Annotated in this window: 10 protein-coding genes and 1 pseudogene; 3 read left to right on the top strand and 8 right to left on the bottom strand. The window is 51.0% G+C overall.

The genetic code is table 11. The features are described from left to right. Window positions 1–47 precede the first annotated feature (47 nt). Window positions 48–872, top strand: a complete 825-nt coding sequence (locus tag ACE6ED_RS08930) for a helix-turn-helix domain-containing protein (RefSeq protein ID WP_410826767.1) — start codon at window positions 48–50, stop codon at window positions 870–872. On the opposite strand, the gene ACE6ED_RS08925 is transcribed toward ACE6ED_RS08930, so the two are convergent. The 4 genes from ACE6ED_RS08925 to ACE6ED_RS08910 form a co-directional block, all read right to left on the bottom strand. Next, complete coding sequence (locus ACE6ED_RS08925) at window positions 864–1382, bottom strand: DUF421 domain-containing protein (RefSeq protein WP_410826766.1); 519 nt, start codon at window positions 1380–1382, stop codon at window positions 864–866. The genes ACE6ED_RS08930 and ACE6ED_RS08925 overlap by 9 nt on opposite strands. A gap of 209 nt (window positions 1383–1591) precedes the next feature. Further along, on the bottom strand, window positions 1592–5353 hold the full coding sequence (locus ACE6ED_RS08920) for an S-layer homology domain-containing protein (RefSeq protein WP_410826765.1): 3762 nt from the start codon (window positions 5351–5353) through the stop codon (window positions 1592–1594). Window positions 5354–5368: 15 nt separating this feature from the next. After that, a complete protein-coding gene (locus ACE6ED_RS08915; protein WP_410826764.1) occupies window positions 5369–8302 on the bottom strand; it encodes an S-layer homology domain-containing protein in 2934 nt (977 codons plus the stop codon). 327 nt (window positions 8303–8629) lie between these two features. Next, window positions 8630–11809, bottom strand: a complete 3180-nt coding sequence (locus ACE6ED_RS08910; RefSeq protein WP_410826763.1) for a bifunctional cytochrome P450/NADPH--P450 reductase — start codon at window positions 11807–11809, stop codon at window positions 8630–8632. A 269-nt stretch (window positions 11810–12078) separates the two neighbouring features. Between ACE6ED_RS08910 and ACE6ED_RS08905 the strand changes: the two genes are divergently transcribed. After that, a complete protein-coding gene (locus ACE6ED_RS08905; protein WP_410826762.1) occupies window positions 12079–12552 on the top strand; it encodes a hypothetical protein in 474 nt (157 codons plus the stop codon). Between the two features lie 83 nt (window positions 12553–12635). Here ACE6ED_RS08905 and ACE6ED_RS08900 read toward each other — a convergent pair. Next, window positions 12636–12855, bottom strand: a pseudogene (locus ACE6ED_RS08900) (hypothetical protein); the annotation flags it as partial. A 32-nt stretch (window positions 12856–12887) separates the two neighbouring features. After that, the gene (locus ACE6ED_RS08895; protein WP_410826761.1) at window positions 12888–13715 is read right to left on the bottom strand and encodes a MerR family transcriptional regulator; all 828 of its coding nucleotides are present in this window, start codon (window positions 13713–13715) and stop codon (window positions 12888–12890) included. A gap of 128 nt (window positions 13716–13843) precedes the next feature. Here ACE6ED_RS08895 and ACE6ED_RS08890 point away from each other — a divergent pair, with 128 nt between their 5' ends. After that, window positions 13844–15094, top strand: a complete 1251-nt coding sequence (locus ACE6ED_RS08890; RefSeq protein WP_410826760.1) for an MFS transporter — start codon at window positions 13844–13846, stop codon at window positions 15092–15094. A 148-nt stretch (window positions 15095–15242) separates the two neighbouring features. On the opposite strand, the gene ACE6ED_RS08885 is transcribed toward ACE6ED_RS08890, so the two are convergent. Together ACE6ED_RS08885 and ACE6ED_RS08880 are read right to left on the bottom strand one after the other, a co-directional pair. After that, window positions 15243–16235 (bottom strand): carbohydrate ABC transporter permease, encoded by a 993-nt coding sequence (locus tag ACE6ED_RS08885; RefSeq protein ID WP_410826759.1) that lies wholly within the window; start codon window positions 16233–16235, stop codon window positions 15243–15245. A gap of 3 nt (window positions 16236–16238) precedes the next feature. Then, the gene (locus tag ACE6ED_RS08880) at window positions 16239–17114 is read right to left on the bottom strand and encodes a carbohydrate ABC transporter permease (protein WP_410826758.1); all 876 of its coding nucleotides are present in this window, start codon (window positions 17112–17114) and stop codon (window positions 16239–16241) included. Window positions 17115–17120 lie beyond the last annotated feature (6 nt).

Raw genomic sequence — 17120 nt, 5'->3', positions numbered from 1 at the left:
ATCCTAACCAATGACTGATCTATTGTCTTTTTTTAGGAGGGGAAGTATTGATACAACTAAAGCGCTGCGGTTCAAATGTAATCCATCCGGAAGGCTTTGTGGTTGATCGCCCGAACGGATCTGGGGATTACGTCTTTTTATTTTTCCGGAGCCCGATGGAACTGAAGATTCAGTCGCAGACTGGGATGATCGAATCGAATACCTTTATTATTTTTAACAAAAACAGTTCCTATTTCTACCGGGATGCCGAACAGCCTCTGATCCATGACTGGTTTCATTTTGATATGGATGCTGCGGATGCGTTTTTTGACCGGCTGAATCTTCCGCTGGATACCTTAATCAAAGCACATGACCCCTTCTACATATCCAGAAAGGTAAATGAGATTCATTGGGAGAATCTGCAGAACGGGACCTTCCGGGAGGAGATCATCGATTACACCATCCGCTGCCTGTTCATGAAGCTTAGCGATATCCGCAATCATGTAGAGCCGAACAGTCAGATCAGTAAATACTACGATCAGTTTTTGAACCTGAGAAATGAAGTGTACAGTTCTCCTTCTACCTGGTTTACTGTTGAATTTTTGGCGGGGAAGATGAATATGAGCCGGTCTTATTTTCAGCATATGTACAAACAAATTTTTGGCATACCGGTCATTCAAGACCTCATCCTCAACCGGTTAGGATATGCCTCCTATCTATTAAAAAACACATCCTATGCGGTCAGCCACATTTCCGGCATTTGCGGTTACGAAAACGATGTCCATTTTATGCGGCAGTTTAAGAAGTTCGCAGGTTTGACTCCAACTGAATACAGAGAGAAGTCTGATATCGGGCAACAAGAAACCAATCCGGGCCGCGGAGCCTCAACTTGAGCCCTTTTTCACTCCAATTTGGGTAAGCCACAGTTCCAGGTCGCGTTTTGTAACAGGTGTTGCCGCCTCTGTAAGCTCATACCCCAGCTCGCCGTTTGCCTCAATCACTCCCTGTTTGATGTCAGCCATATTGGAAATGCCTAACTGCCGCAGCCGCATCTCCAGCTGCTTCACTGTAATCCGGAGCTTCCGTAAGGCCTGCATATCCAATTGTCCATCACGTATGACAACGACCGCTTCTCCTGTGATGAGGTTTTGAACCCTTTCGGAGCGAATTTCCAAAAATTCCAGCACAACCAACACAACCAGGAACATAGCGACCGACGCGATGGCCCGCCAGACGGATTTTTCAATGATTCCTTGCGCAATTAATTCACCTATAGAGATCATAATGACGGTCGTTGCCACATTCATTTGTGCAATGGATTTTCGGCCCGACAAACGCAGCAACAGAATCCCTGTTAAAACAAGAAAGATACACTTCCAGATCAGATGCCAGGATAAGTCCACTTTTAATCGCCTCCTTGAAGGGTACATGCCTTATCTTATCCAATGTCCCAAGAATTACCCGAGAAATGGGATATGCCGGAGCTTCACAGCGAAGCTGTATCGAAACAATCAAGTTAATCCATCGCATGGGCCCGGGCAGGAGGGAATTAATCTGGAGACAAAAAAAGCAGCCCCATAAATGGAGCTGCAGCAGAGGAAATAGAAGTTGCTTAAGGCGTTTGTTGGTTGTAATACTGATAGGTGCCTTTGGGGTATAAGTTCCACTCGCCCGGCAGGTTATACGTTAACGATGAGCTGTGAATACTGCTCTTGCGAATAATTGTACCGCCATTCGGTAAAAGTTCCGTTTGGCCCTTGGGATCTCCCATAACATCAATGATTTGCCCGTCTTTTTTAAGAATGATAGCAGTCAATCTCGAACCCGGAATATTCAGTATAAGTTCATCATTGTAATAAGCAGTCGGGATGAGATCAAAAAATTCATAAAATCCGCGGTCTATATAATTGACGTATTTTGTGCCCTGCGATAAGTCGGACGGAAGATCTAAAATATTATAAGTACTGCTGCTTGTTTGGTTCGTCGCCGGGTTATAATGCACCATTTCCAGCGAGAAGCCAGCAAACTTTTGATTTGTGCCGTAGTAAGGATTCAAGATTTGGAACGTTTTGTTATTGTCCCCGCCATCGATATACTGGCTGAAATAAGCGTTATTATTAGTCTGCTGCGATACGGAAACCCGGATCAATACCGCTTTATAATCTGCACCAACAACCCAATAATCCATGGCCATCGGGGAATTACTCCAAACCTTGCCATACATCGTCGTCGGCCCTGTTAAGGTTTGATCAGGCGTGGCTAAATACTGCTGCAGGGTTGGATCATTAGGAAAATACGAATTCAGATTCACCGTGAGGTTGGATACTCCCGCTTTTGTATTTACCGGAATGTATCCATTATTGACTAGGGAAACCGCAACTACATTTAAATCATAGGTTGCCTGGTTGCCTTTGCTGTCGGTAGCTGTAATTGTTACAACAACCGCACCTGTGTGCCCGGCTGTTCCTGGAGACAAGGTGAGTACGCTGCCTCCCACGTTGACCTGTGCAGCCCCCGGAAGGTTTGATACGGCCGTATAAGTCATTACATCCCCTTCAGGATCAGTGAACAGTTGGGACAGGTCATAACTTCGCTCATTGGTATATCCGGGACTAAGCACCTGTGTCTGGATCATGCTCACGACTTCGGGAGCTTTGTTCGGAGCTTTTGGCGTAACCGTGAGATTGATGGTTTTTTCGGCAGACCCGCCCTTGGAATCTATAGCTTTTACAGTAAGGAATACGTTCCCTCCCATAACAGGCGATATCGTTAAGATACTGCCGTTCACCGAAACGCTGGCAATTGTAGAATCACTTACGGTAACAGAGTACGTCAGCAGGTCCTGATCCGGGTCTGAAAAATACTGCGCCAAATCAATATCCTTAGCCGCCGCACCCTCGTCCAAAGTTTGATCGGGTATATCTACTCCGACAGGAACCTGATTAGGCGTCGGTGTCGGTTCCGGTGACGGAGTTGGTGTCGGTTCCGGCGACGGCGTTGGTGTAGGCTCCGGCGACGGCGTTGGTGTCGGCTCCGATGACGGAGTCGGTGTTGGTTCCAACGACGGAGTCGGTGTCGGTTCCGGCGACGGAGTTGGTGTTGGTTCCGGCGACGGAGTCGGTGTTGGCTCCGGCGACGGAGTTGGCGTTGGCTCCGGTGACGGTGTTGGTGTTGGCTCCGGTGACGGCGTCGGTGTTGGTTCCGGCGACGGAGTTGGTGTCGGTTCCGGCGACGGAGTTGGCGTTGGCTCCGGTGACGGAGTCGGTGTCGGTTCCGGCGACGGAGTCGGTGTTGGTTCCGGCGACGGAGTCGGTGTTGGTTCCGGCGACGGAGTTGGCGTTGGCTCCGGTGACGGAGTCGGAGTTGGTTCCGGCGACGGCGTTGGTGTAGGCTCCGGCGACGGAGTCGGAGTTGGTTCCGGCGACGGCGTTGGTGTAGGCTCCGGTGACGGCGTTGGTGTCGGTTCCGGCGACGGCGTTGGTGTCGGCACTGGTGTGGCCGGCGTTTCGGTAACCGTGACGTTAAAAGCGGCGCTTGTTAGGTGCCCTTTTCCGTCACTGGCACGAAGTGTAATTACCGCACTGCCTGCAGCCACCGGAACCAGCGAAAGACTGTTGCCGGTCAATTTTACCGTAACCACGTTTCTGTTCGAGGTTAACGCACCAACCGTCAGCTTATCATTATCCGGGTCGGTAAATAATCCTGTCACATCAACCAGAACACTTCCATCTGTAATCGAAAAGCTTTGGTCCTCCATAACACGAGTGGCTATCGGTGCTTGGTTAACAGGTGCAGGCGTCGGGCTGGCCGGTGCCGGCGAAGGTGAAGCCAAAGGTGAAGGTGAAGGTGAAGGTGAAGGTTGCGAAGACTCAGAAGCATCTGCAGCCCCGGAAGGCGCAGCAACTCCGCTTACCGCAGACGCAGGCACATTTGCGCCCAAACTCACCGTTTCAACCTTGGTATTTCCCCCCACAGCTACTGAACCATTGGGATTATTTACACTAACCCGCTGCACGTTTCCTGCAAGGTTAAGGGACGCTGCTCCCGAGCCGTTGACTTGAACTTCACCAATTTTTGCGCTGCCGGTAACGGAGATTTTTTGCCCGCCAGCCAGTTCCAGCACACCTATATTTCCGGATAACGCTACATTTGCAGCACCGTCCTGAAGGCTGACTTGTTTAACGGTTGCAGCATTGCCAAAGGTAAGGGTAGCATCGGAGCTGACAGTTGCCTTGTCAATTGCTGTGCTTCCGACGGCTTCTACATGAACACCCTGCTTGTTAACATCCACTTGACCGAGCGAAGCATTTTCAAAAACAACGGTATTGTCGTCACCGCCATTAACCCGTGTCTGCCCGGATACGGCCAAATTTTTTGCATAAAAATCATGAGCAAGCTTCGAAGTAATTTCAAAATCCCCGTCTACCGTTAAATTTGTAACGGAAACATAATCGCCCGAAATTTTGAGGTCTCCGCCCAGCGTCGCCCCTCCGCCATCCAGCTCAAGGTTCCCGCTAAATTCTGCTTTGCCTTTTTCAGCGGGGGATCCGCTTTTCTTAATTTCAAGCGAAGCAACGCTGAGAAGGGTACGGCCTTCCGCAGAATATTTGATTTTTGCGCCTTCCAGCACTTTCGCGTTGCGGAAACTAAGCAGGCGGCTCACCTGGTCTGAGAGTGAATAGCTAATGCCATTGATCCGAACACTTGTATCGTTAACCCGCTGCAGTGTGGCCGGACGATTCTCCGGGAAAAAGGAATCAAGCAAAATGCCGGCCAAAACCTGTCTTTGTACCGGCTGATTGGCGTTCAAAAGCTCCGATTCGCTGAATACACCTTCCGCGGCCGATTGCTGCAGCGCTTCCCGGGCCCACGGAGCAGCCGTCTTCATCTCCTCTTTCACCAGCTCATTGTCCGCCTCTTCTGTCTGCCACTGAATGGCACGGCTCAGCACTACGGCCAATTCCTGATAAGTCATTGGCGCTTTGGGACGGAACTGCCCTTGGGTGCTGCCGGTCATAAATCCAGCTTGACGAACCGCTTCTATAGAAGAAGCGGCCCAGTTAGCTTGTTTAACATCCGAGAAACTAGAGTGTGTGTGTTTGGCAGCAGGTAATTGCAGTGCCCGTGACAAAATAACAGCCATATCCTGCCGGGTAATACTGTCATAAGGCCGGAAATTGCCATTCGGGTCCCCGACTAACAGCCCTTGCTGAATCGCCTGCTTAATTTCAGCTTGCCGCTGCAGGCTTACTTTTGCAAGATCGCTTAGCTGCTGGCTGTTTGTTGCCGCATAACCGACAGATGAAAAAGGAGAAGCGGACACGGTCAATAAGACCGCGGCTATAAAATGTTTGATGCTTGATGACTTATCCATACGAATCGCCTCTCCTTAATCACGACTTCCAAGACCTTCAGTGGTATCGACAGTGTAGAATTCCCATTCTGATTGTATATAAGAACTCGAACCTTTAATAATACTAGTTTTTCTGCGCATGGTTTCTTTAGGAGACATGCTGGTGATATCCACGGGTACGTCGTTTACGTAAAGAATCACTTCAAGCGGCTCCGCTCCCTCCGGATCAAATTCCATATCCATAGCGGCGTAGTACATTTCCTCATCTTCGAAGTTAAAATTACCAAGCCAGTCGGCGATCACATGGACCCCGTGCGCAGGGATTGTAAAGGATTCGTCCACGTAAATGTCCTGCCCGCCTATCGTCAGCCTCACTCCTGTGACAGGAGTATCCGTCGGGTTATAAAGCTCGATGGCCTGGGTACTCTCATCGCTCCCCCATATCATCTCAGAGATATACGGTGCTGGCTGCACATCTTTTACTGTAACCGAAATAGTCGTTACTTCAGTATTTGTCCCGTCGCTGACGGTCACTTGGAATTTTGCTGTTCCGCTTGCAACCGGGTTAATGGTCAATACAGCCCCTGTGTCTTCTGTAATTGCTGCAATACCGGGAGTCAGGTTTTCGGTCGAATAGGTCAGTTCATCTTCATCCTCATCAATAAACAGCCCGGTGAGACTCAGGCTCCCGGCTTCACCCACCGTAAACTCAGGAGCGCTCCAAGTTTCGTTGAGCGTTGGGGCATGGTTAGGTTGTTCCAGTGCAGGAATGGCGATAGAGACAATGTCGCCTGCCGCTTGGATTTTGGATGGAGTAAAAATGTTGGCCGCATCCAATTCAAGCACTAGCCCTTCAGTTGGAAGATTAGCGTGTTCTCCAAGCGAGATTTCAAAGTCATTCCCGTAAAGCGGTTGGAACGGAATATACGAAGCGGCTGTTAATTGCGCGCCTTCTCCAAAGCTGTATCCCGATCGCTGCGCCGCCGCTTCAAGCACCGGCATTGTCAAACCCGCCGCTTCGCCGGCGTTATCCGTCCCGGACATTTCGTCATAAAAATCGAACTTTTTAATATAATCGCTGAACTTAATCATAATCAGGTCACCGTAATCATAAACACCGTTTTCCAATCCGTGTATCTGCGATTGAACAACATCGGTTACCTCTGGGACAATTTGGTCAATTGTAAAATAAACCGTAGTCGAGTTTCCGCCCTGATCCGTTACGACAAGTTTATAGTTGCCATCCAGTGAAACGGTGCTCCCCCATTGATAGTCCGTCGACAGCACATCGTAAACCTGGGATTGATAATCCAACCCGTCGGGAGTGGATCTCCACAACTGGGCTGTGGCGATGTCTTTGTCGTCGGAACCCGGAGAAATTGCACTATTAAAATAGGACTGTTCCTCAGGCGTTTTTGCCGAAAGGCCTGTTATGACAGGTGCGGGATCGGATACATCGTTATACGTAATCGCAGTTAGGGGCAGACCGCGTACACCCTTATTGTCAATTGGCGTCACTTCAAAAATAATTTTATGACCGCTGTCTTCAGCCGTCAGGGTGTAGTTTTTATCATTTGCACCTTCGATCAAGGTCTGGTTGCTGACCCCATCGTTATCTACTCGATACCATTTAAAAGCAGATCCGCCTTCCGCATCCCCATCCTGATCATCGTAGAAGTAATTTCCGGAAAGGGTCTCGCCAGCTTCCAGTTTGCCCGCTGAAATATAGGCATTAAAAGCCACTGGAGGATGATCCTCCGGAGCCGGAGTTGGTGCCGGCGTAGGCTCAGTTGTTGGCATCGGCGACGGAGACGGCGTAGGCTCAATCACTGGCGATGGCGACGGAGTCGGTTCAGGCTCAAACGACGGCACCGGAGTCGGCGTTGGTTCAATTACAGGCGATGGCGACGGGGTCGGAGTCGGTGTTGGTTCAGGCTCAGACGACGGCGACGGAGTCGGTGTTGGCTCAATCACTGGCGACGGCGACGGAGTCAGAGTTGGCTCAGGTTCAGACGACGGCACCGGAGTTGGCGTTGGCTCAATCACTGGCGACGGCGACGGAGTCGGTGTTGGTTCAGGCTCAGACGACGGCACCGGAGTCGGTGTTGGTTCAGGCGACGGCGACGGAGTCGGTGTTGGCTTAGGTTCAAGCGACGGGGTCGCAGTCGGCGAAGGCTCAGGCGTCGATGAATCTTCCACTGGCGTTGTTACAATGACGGTTGGTGAAGAAGGCGCCGGCGTTGTAGTTGCCTTTGGCGACGGCTGAGCAGATGGCGTATTCGATGCCGCAGGTTCCTGTGAGGGTGTCGTATTACTGGTCTGTTCATCAAGTTTTTGTTTTTGCGTCAAAAACTTGGAGGCTACCAAGGCGACCTCCTGTCTGCTGGCGTTGTTCGAGGGATCAAAAGAACCGTCCGGTTTCCCCGCCATCAACCCAAGCTCAACTGCTGCAGCGACAGCGCTTTTGGCCCAATCGGAGATTAAGTTGGCATCTCTAAAAGTCAATGATTTTGAAGTTTGATCAGATACATCAAGTTGCAGCGCATTCACAAACACAACCGCCATTTGCTCGCGGGTGATGTTTTGCGAGACGCCAAATTTGCCTCCGCCCATACCTTTAATAAGGCCTGCTTTGGCGGCAGCTTCTACTGCAGCAAAGGCATAGTGGGTGGTCGGCACATCACTAAAGGTGGCCGTAGCCGGACTGGAACTTACGTCCAATTTTAGAGCTTTTACAAGAACAATGGCAAAATCTTGTCTGGAAATGTTGCTGGAAGGGCTGAATTTTCCGTTTCCGGTGCCGTTCATAATCCCCTTGGAAACCAGTTCCAAAATAGCTTCCTTAGCATAGTTGTTTGGGATATCCGTTAATGGTGTGGCAGCTGAAGCGGTGGTAACCATAGAACCAAGCAATGCAGCAGTGGATAAAACAGATAAGGATTTTGTTTTAAGCTTATGTCTCTTTTTCATAGAAAGCTCCTTTTATCCAATCTATCTCTAGATGATTAATTTGTTTCCGTATCCCAGCAACATTTTAATGCTCTAATAGATAGAAAGATTATCGGAAATAAAATTTAGAATGTTTATATTTTGATCAAATAAATTTCAGCTAATTTCAAGGGCTGCCGGACAGCGGATTTCTACTGCCAAATTATCGGAAAAAGGCAGATTTTTAACTCATCGATGACGCAGCTCAAATAAAAAAAGAGCTTCAGCACATTGACTGAAGCTCTTGATTGAAGCTCTAGACAAAAGCTCATGTCGAAGCTCTTGTCAGAATCGCTTTCACTGTGACCGTTAAATTCCGGTCCACACATCCTTGGCATACTGGCCAGTAGCCAACAGGCCGTCCAGCCAGCTTGCCGCTTCTTCCTCGCCGCATCCCTTCGCCTCCCGGTAGGCGCTGCGCAGCGTCTCTTCCACGTCGGGAGCCATACGCGTGCCATCGCCGCACACATACAGCCGGGCTCCCTGATCAAGCAGAGACATAAGCAGCTCCCGGTCTTCTTTTATCCGATGCTGGACATACACCTTGGCGGTGGGATCCACCCGGGAAAAAGCAGTATGAAGCGTTACGATGCCCGTTTTTTCGTACGCCTCCAGCTCTTCCTTGTATATAAAATCTTCATCGGGATTCCGGCAGCCGAAGTACAGATGGGCTTCCCCAAGCGTCTTCCCTTCATTACGCATAACCTCACGCGCCTGCAGGAAACCGCGGAACGGCGCAAGGCCGGTTCCAGGACCGATCATGATGACCGGAGTCTCCGGATTCCCGGGGAGCTCGAAGCCCGAGCCAGGCCGCCGGATAAATACGGCTACCGCATCCCCTTCTTCCAGCCCGCTTAAATAGTTGGAAGCAATCCCGCGGTATTCGCCGTTCCCGCTGCGCGCCGGCCCTTGGACTACCGCGACAGTGATGCTGACGTTGTCCCGGTTTTTCCTCGGCGAGCTGGAGATCGAATAGTACCTCGGTTTAAGCGGCGGCAGCAGCTCAAGGAAACGGTCAAACGGCATCTCGCAGGCCGGATAACGTTCGATCAGCCCCAGCATACTGACGCGTTTTTTCATAATTTCGTTCCGGTACGTCTCTTCCTCCAGCATTGCTTCGAGCTCTTTCTTGTGTGGAGGGCAGACCGTAAAAGCGGCGATCTCCCGCAATTGTGCCCGGCTTGCCGCCTCCTGAAGCTCTACGCTGTTGCCAAGCAGCTCCATCAGGCTTACCGGTCTGCCGATCGGAAGATGGGCCGCACTCCGGCCGCCGCCTTCCAGCAGCAGGTGATCGTCTGGCCGCAGATGAAAACGGCGGATCACCCGTTCAATCAGCTCCCGGGGATTACGCGGCAGCACGCCCAAATGGTCGCCTTCATGATATACAGCCCCTTCCGGGAGGGCGATTTCCACATGCCGGGTGCTCCGCCCGCTCCCCGGCCGCTGCAATTCCCGGGTCACCACTACTTTCGCATGGAAAGCGTCATACGTCTCGGCAAGCGGCGTCCCAGCCATGCCGCTGACAAAGCTGATAGAGAGCGTACTCTCCTGCTTAGCGGGTTCGGCCTTATATTCCAGCCCGAAAGCTTCCATAATTCCGGCCCACAGCTTATCTCTCCAAGCCTCGTACTCCAGTTCGAAGTCGCCGCTTGCGTCGCCTTCTCCCCGCTCCAGCAGCCGCTCCGCTCCCAGCTCCTGCAAACGCTCATCGATAAAAGCAGGTACCTTTTGATAAGTGCTAGCCCAGTTATGGTCGCCGCAGCCAAACACGGCATAGCGAACGCCTTTCATTTTTCCGGCCTCTTCTTCCGAGAGCCATTCCGTAAACTGTCTGGCGTTGTCCGGCGGATTGCCATTATAGGAAGCGCTGATGATCAGCACCGCGCCTTTGTCGGGAAGTTTACCCACATACGAATCCAGGCTAGCTGACGTACTGTTGAACCCAAGCAGTCTGGCATTGTCCGCCAGCTCACGGGCGATGCCCTCTGCCGTCCCCAAATTGGAGCCGTACAGGACAAGCAGCGGGGTATCATGTCCCTTGATGCCGGGGCTTGGTTTAAGCTGCGGTGTTCCAGTACCGCCCTCTCCGCCGGTTTCTTCCGGGTTCACCACACCGACCGCAGGCTGCTCTCTGACGTTCACCATCATTGTAAAATGGTCCGGTTTAAGCGTCAGGGTCTCTTTAACCTCCAGCTTATAGCTGGTATGATCCACCGGTTCAAAATGCTTCAGCAGCAGCCCTAGCACCAGTGTCGCTTCGTGCATGGCGAACTGCTGGCCGATGCAGGCGCGCTGGCCGTTGCCAAACGGTTTGAACGCATGATGCGGAACCTTGGCATCATCTTCGAACCGCTCGGGACGGAATTCCTCCACATCCTCTCCCCAAGCTTCCTTATCCCGGTGAAGCATCGGTATCAGGACCGTAACCGGCTCGTCTTTATGGATCGGATATTTTCCGCCTATTACCGTATCTTCCTTCGCATACAGCGAGAATGCGGGCGCGGTTGGCCACAGCCGCAGGCTTTCGTTCAAAACCATCCGGATATACTTCAGTTCTCGTACCTGCTTATAGGTTGGCACAGGGTCGGTAAGCAGCCGGCTGACCTCTTCCTGGGCTTTTTTCAGCTTATCCGGATGCTTCAGCAGGAAATAAAAAGCAAACGACAACAAGCCGCTTGTCGTCTCATGTCCCGCGATCAGGAACGTAATGATCTGGTAACGGATATTTTCGTCGTCCAGCGCTTCGCCCGTTTCAGGATCCTTACTGCTCAGCATATGGGACAGAAGATCGTCTTTGCCTTCCGTGTTCCCTTCCCGCCGTTCCGCAATAATCTGATCCACCGTCGAAAACATGGATTGAATATCATGATTAAACTGGCGTTTGGTGAGCAGCATCAGCTTGTTTTGGATTTGCAGCCTTTGTCCCTGATTCATCGCCTCATCCAGCGCTCTCTGCATACTCAGCACGAAGGGATGCGGGTGCTCTTTATAAAAGCTGTTGAACCGGTAGTTAAAACCGCACAAGCCGATGGTATCCAGCGTAAGCCGCGTCATGTCTTCCGGCACATCGACCGATTCACCCGGGTTCAGCCGGGCCCACTTCTGGACAAGCTGTAAAGCGATATCCGTCATCATGGCATGATACCCCTGCATTGCTCTTTGGCTGAAGCTGGGCAAAAGGATATTATGCGCTTTTTTCCAATTCGGTTCATGGGTCCAACTGGTGAACAGCCCGTCTCCGGTGAAGGCTCTAACCCGCTGCAGCGGACTCCATACATTTTTATCAAACCTCGATTGATCGCACACCTCCTCTACCAAACGGTGACCCGACACAAAGTTCATGTGACCGCCGGGAAGGTCCAGCCGGAAGATCGGGCCATATTCCTTAGCCAGCTTCATCATGGACTGCACCGGTTTGTCAGCATCGATATCGGGAAGATTGCCGAGGATGCCTTTAGGTTTGGGTTGAGGAATCACCTGTTGTTCCATAACGTACCTCCTTCAATCAGAGCATGAGTTCTAGTCCTGAGAGTTCTTGGTTCTAGTTCTGAGAGTATGGCCTACACTTCAGTTAACACCTGGAATTAAAAGTGAAACGGAGAGTTTTCCCCCAAGGTATTCCTCATAGGCATATTCCCCCTATTTAATGATGGGATTTTGCTTTCATAGATTCATAATGATTTACTTTACATAACGATAGTACTATATTGGAAATAATAGTATAGGTGCCATGTAATTGCAATTATGGGAGGTCAACTGTGAAAGGTGCATCGATAACTGTACTGTCATCAATTTTGGCTATTTCAACTATCATTACCTCATCGCCTGCAAATGCAGCTGGCCAGAAGGAATTTGCTTCAACTCCGAAACCGGGCCTTCCTGCGCATAGTGCTAATTTACCTTCCTCGCCTATCTGCCCGTATAAGCTTTTAACTGTTCTAGGAGAGCCTTCTGCAATTGTGCCTGCTTTCAATATTCCCGCCAACAACGGCTGGGCGAAGGTTTGGGTGAAAAATAATGGCCTAGACACAGTTGTTGTTACGGTAACTCAAGGCAAGGAAACCGGGCATGTAAAAATGCAGTTTAAAGTGCCCCCAGGCCAACAAAATTCTGATGCTGCATTAAGCCCATGGTCAACGGGCAATCACGTTGTTAGTGTTAGCCCAAGTCTGGGTAATCCGGTAAACGTGTCACTGACCGTTAAGCTAGCAACTACAAAAGGTAAGCTCTAGTTCTTATTATAGTAGTAAAAACTTAGTCTAAGTGCTTTGACTCGTCCTTTAACTTCGCCGTTTGGTATGTCGGTTGAATGGATCGTCACGTCTTCCGGCATATCGACCGATTTACCCGGGTTCGGACGGGCCCATTTCTGTACAAGCTGTAGAGCGATATCCGCCATCATGGCATGATACCTCTGCATTGCTTTTTAGCTGAAGTTGGGCAAAAAGGATAATATGCGCTTTTCTTCAATTCGAATCATAGGTCCAGCTGGTAAACATCCCGTCTCCGCTGAAAGCTCTCACTCTGGGGAGGGACTTCATCCTTCAATCAGACTTAAGTTCTAGTGCTAGGGTTTAACCTCCATCGTAATCCGCGTCACATAGTCCTCTGCATTTTTTACAGCAACCTCATCAATCAGGTATTCCTCATAGGCATATTCCCCCGGTACCAGGCCTTGTTCTTCAATAAAGCGAAAGATGGAAGCATAGCTCTGGTCCAGCTTGTCGTAACTTCCGTGATGGTATCCCACCGCGTATTGTCCTTTCGGCTTGATAAACGTCTTGAGGTCTGCCCGGGTGCTGTTGGTTCTGACAAAAAAATACACAGCCGGGTCCTCCTCTTGGAGCAGCTGCCGGGTTTCCACCATCGTTCCGACAAACGACGAAGAATCAGGCTGTGTGAGATCTTCGAACTTGCGAAAATCGTTTATCCACTCCAGATACCCCGAGTGCGGATCGCCGCTTGCTAACACGCCGCTTCGAATCAGCCGTTCTTCCCTTTGGACCTCAAGGCGAAATTCTCCTTGTTTGGCATGAAGCCCTTCTTCCGCAAAAGTGGCGGTTTGTTCAAGCACATGCCGTAATTCTTTCAGCTTGGCGATCTCCCGTTCGATATGAAGGATTTCCTGCTTCGCCATCCCGATCATAAGCTCGGCAGTCCGGTTGTCCAGGTAGCTCCGGATCTCTTTGAGCGGCAGCTTCAGTTCCTTGAGTATATGAATATTTAAAAAGAGATCCAATTGGCGGTGTGAATAGTAACGGTAGCCGTTTTCACTTGTATAAGCGGGTTTTAGCAGACCAATGTCGTCGTAATGAAACAGCGTCCGTTTATTTACGCCGCAAAGCCGCGCAAATTCTCCGGTTGTCAAATGCATCTCCGTTTTGCTCTTGTCCATAAGCTCCTCCTTGACTATCCGGTTACGGTATACCCTATTCTATAGTATATCGCGCCTTAAGGAGGAAGACCTCCTTGCGTTTATCCATAACCTAAACATCAACACACCGATACCGTAAGGAGAATTTTATGATGAAGAACTTATTCAAAAACCGCGTTTTCCTGATCGTTGCGGGCGCCGACCTGCTGCAGCAAATCGGAATCTGGGTTCGCAATATGGCACTGCTCTTTTATATTATGGAGCAGAGCGGAAACAATCCTGTGGCCGTCTCCTTGCTGACCACCCTGGAGTACCTGCCCATCTTCTTGTTTTCGCTGATTGGGGGAACCTTCGCCGACCGGTGGGAGCCGAAAAAGACAGTGATCTACGGCGATACACTTAGCGCCGTCTCGATAGTAGTGATTTTGCTGCTGGTGCTCGGAGGGTTCTGGCAGGCTGTATTTATCGCCACCGTCGTATCGGCAATCGTCAGCCAATTCTCTCAGCCGTCATCATCGGTGCTCTTCCGGCAGCATGTTCCGGAGGAGCAGGTCGGTACGGCGGTCGGGATTACGCAAAGCATGATGGCCATCTTTACCATTCTTGGCCCAATTCTCAGCACCTTCATTTACACGCATCTTGGACTCCACGCCTCCCTGATTGCACTGATTGTTGTATTTTTGACGGCTGCCTCCATTCAACTTCTGCTGCCGAATGCGAACCGGGAAGCCCGCAATGAAACAACGTCGCCATGGACCGATTTGAAGGATGGGCTGCGTTATGTGAAAGACAGTTCCAATCTTCGCCTGACAGCCGCATTGTTTCTGATCAGCGGGTTATCCATTGGGCTGACCCAGCCGCTTGACGTCTTTGTTGCTATGGAGCGGCTCGGCCTTCCCAAAGAAGGCGTGCAGTGGCTCACCGCCTCGGAAGGCGTCGGGATGCTTGCGGGCGGGCTGGTTGCCGCGGCCTGCGCCGTCTGGGTGGGACGCAACCGCCGTGAAGTGATGACGGCAATTATGTTCATCTGGTCGGTGCTCACGTTTGTGGAGGTGCTGTCCGTCTGGCCGCTGCTGACAGCGGGGGCCCGCATCCTGTCCGGTTTGTGCACGGCTTTTTTCCAAGTTATATTCAGCGCCTTTATGATCCAGGAGGTCCGCCAAGAATACATCGGCCGGACCAACGGCGTCATGGTTCCGGTGATGATGCTGGGAATGCTGGCCGGAACGGCGGCCTCCGGCTTTATCATGAACCAGTTATCCTTGTTTGCCGTTTATGGCCTGTCGGCGCTGCTGACTCTGTTCTGCTGCACCTTGACGCTGCGTTTGAAAATGGGCCGCGCAGAGACGGCTCCGTCCGTCGCGCCTCAAGCCAATCACAGCCCTGCCAATCCAAAGTAACAGCAGCGCTTTTTTGAAGGATGTCACTATAACTACTACAGTCTGGAACAAAGGTGTCCCCAGCCGCTACAGCCGGGAACACCTTTGTTATGTTTTGCCGATTATTAAGAGTGCTCAACAGACTCTGCCCTAAAGCTTGCTCATTCGCCTATTCCCCAGCTATCCCGGAACGTTCCACGCTCTCCACAAAGTGGCGCTGTACAAACAAATACAGGATGAGGATCGGCAGAATCGTCAAAATACAGCCGGCCATTACCTGGTTCAGCCCGGTAGGCGCCATGCCGATGGAGCCGGAAGTCATCTGCGACATCGTTTCCGCCGCCTGGTTGTTCGAGCCGTAGAACATGGCCAGCCGCTGCGACAGGTTAAAGAAATTCGGCGTCGTCAGGAAGGTGTTCGGCTCAAAGCTGTCGTTCCAGTGCCACACCACCGAAAACAGAAAAACCGTCAGCATCGCGGGTTTGGCCAGCGGGAACATGATCTGCCAGTAAGTCCGGAAGGGCCCCGCCCCGTCAATCCGCGCAGCGTCTTCAAGAACATTCGGCATTCTGCGGTAGAACTGGATAAAGATCAGCACAAACAACGCGCCTTTCAGACCATGTCCAAAAAGGGACGGTACAACAAACGGCAAATGTGTATTGATCCAGCCCAGATCACTGAAGAACAGATACAGCGGCACCACAATCGTCTGCGGCGGCACCAGAAAGGTGAAGAGCAGCAGCACGAAGCATAAGGTATAACCGGGGAAACGGTATCTGGCAAAACCGTACCCAACCAGCGAGCAGCTGATGATCTGCAGCACCGCGCTTCCGAAGGAAATAATCGCGCTGTTAGCAAAACCGCCCCAGAAGTTAAGCGACCGCCACGCCAGCGAATAGTTTTGGAAGCTGATCGCTTTCGGAATCCACTGCACCGTGGCATCCGCCACGTCCTGCGCCTGCATCAGTGATTTGGACAGCATATAGAGCAGCGGATACAGGAATACAAAAGTCAAGCTGAGGATAACTAGGTAATAAAAAACAAGATGAAGAACCTGAAGCGAGCGTTTCACCACTTTGTCAAGTTTTCCGCTTTCTTTTATCCGCCCGGAAACGGCACCGAGCGATATGGCCCTCGCCGGTTTTGCCTCTTCGTTGAGCATCTTTTACTTCCTCCCTTCGGTGGAACGGAGTGAATTGCGGAACAGCAGAAACACCAGGCCAAGGATCAGGAAGATGAGGACGAAATAAATCCAGCCCATTGCGGAACCATAGCCAAAATCGTTGGACTTGAACACTACGTTCAGGATATGGGTCATCATTTGGTTATCTGCTTTTGTAAAGGAACTGACAATGCTGAACAAGGTGTTCACCAGCGTCATCGGCATGATCATCGGAAAGGTGATTTTCCAAAAGCTCTCCCACGCCGTTGCCCCATCGCATTTGGCGGCTTCATAAAGCGTGACCGATATGGTCTGCAGGCCGGCCAAAAAAATCAGAATCTGCACCCCGGAATCCCACATGACCAACGTCAGCGACTCCGCATATTTCAGCAAGGGCTCCAGCAGGTCGCCGGGAATAAAGGCACTCAGCTTACTGGCCAGATTTTCGTTGTTAAAAATCGGCAGGTTAGCCGCACCTTGATCCATCAGCTTGCTGAGAATCGCCCCCGAAGCAATGATGACAGGCAGAAAAAAGATGCCGCGAAAAAAGGTTTTGCCCACCAGCTTCCGGTTCAGTAAAATGGCGCAGAACAGCGAAAAAATCAGGATCAGCGGAACCTGGCTCAGCATGGAAACCATGGTGTTTTTAAGCAGCGGCAAAAAATTGACGTCGGTCGTAAACGCCGCACGGTAATGGTCTGTGCCGACAAAAGTGGCCGTTAGGCCCGTCTGGCTGACCTGCAGCTGATGGAAGGAATAGTACAGTGAGCGGCCCAACGGGATGGCCATGAACAGCAAAAAGCCGGTCAGCCACAAGGAGATAAAGGAATACCCTTCCATATAGTAGCGTGCGCGCATTGATAACTTTGATTTTTTCACTTGATC

Origin of the sequence: Paenibacillus nanchangensis (assembly GCF_046543445.1) — a bacterium.
Classification (GTDB): domain Bacteria; phylum Bacillota; class Bacilli; order Paenibacillales; family Paenibacillaceae; genus Paenibacillus_AQ; species Paenibacillus_AQ nanchangensis.
The sequence above is the reverse complement of the archived record's forward strand: the minus strand, read 5'-3'. Positions and strand labels throughout refer to the sequence as shown.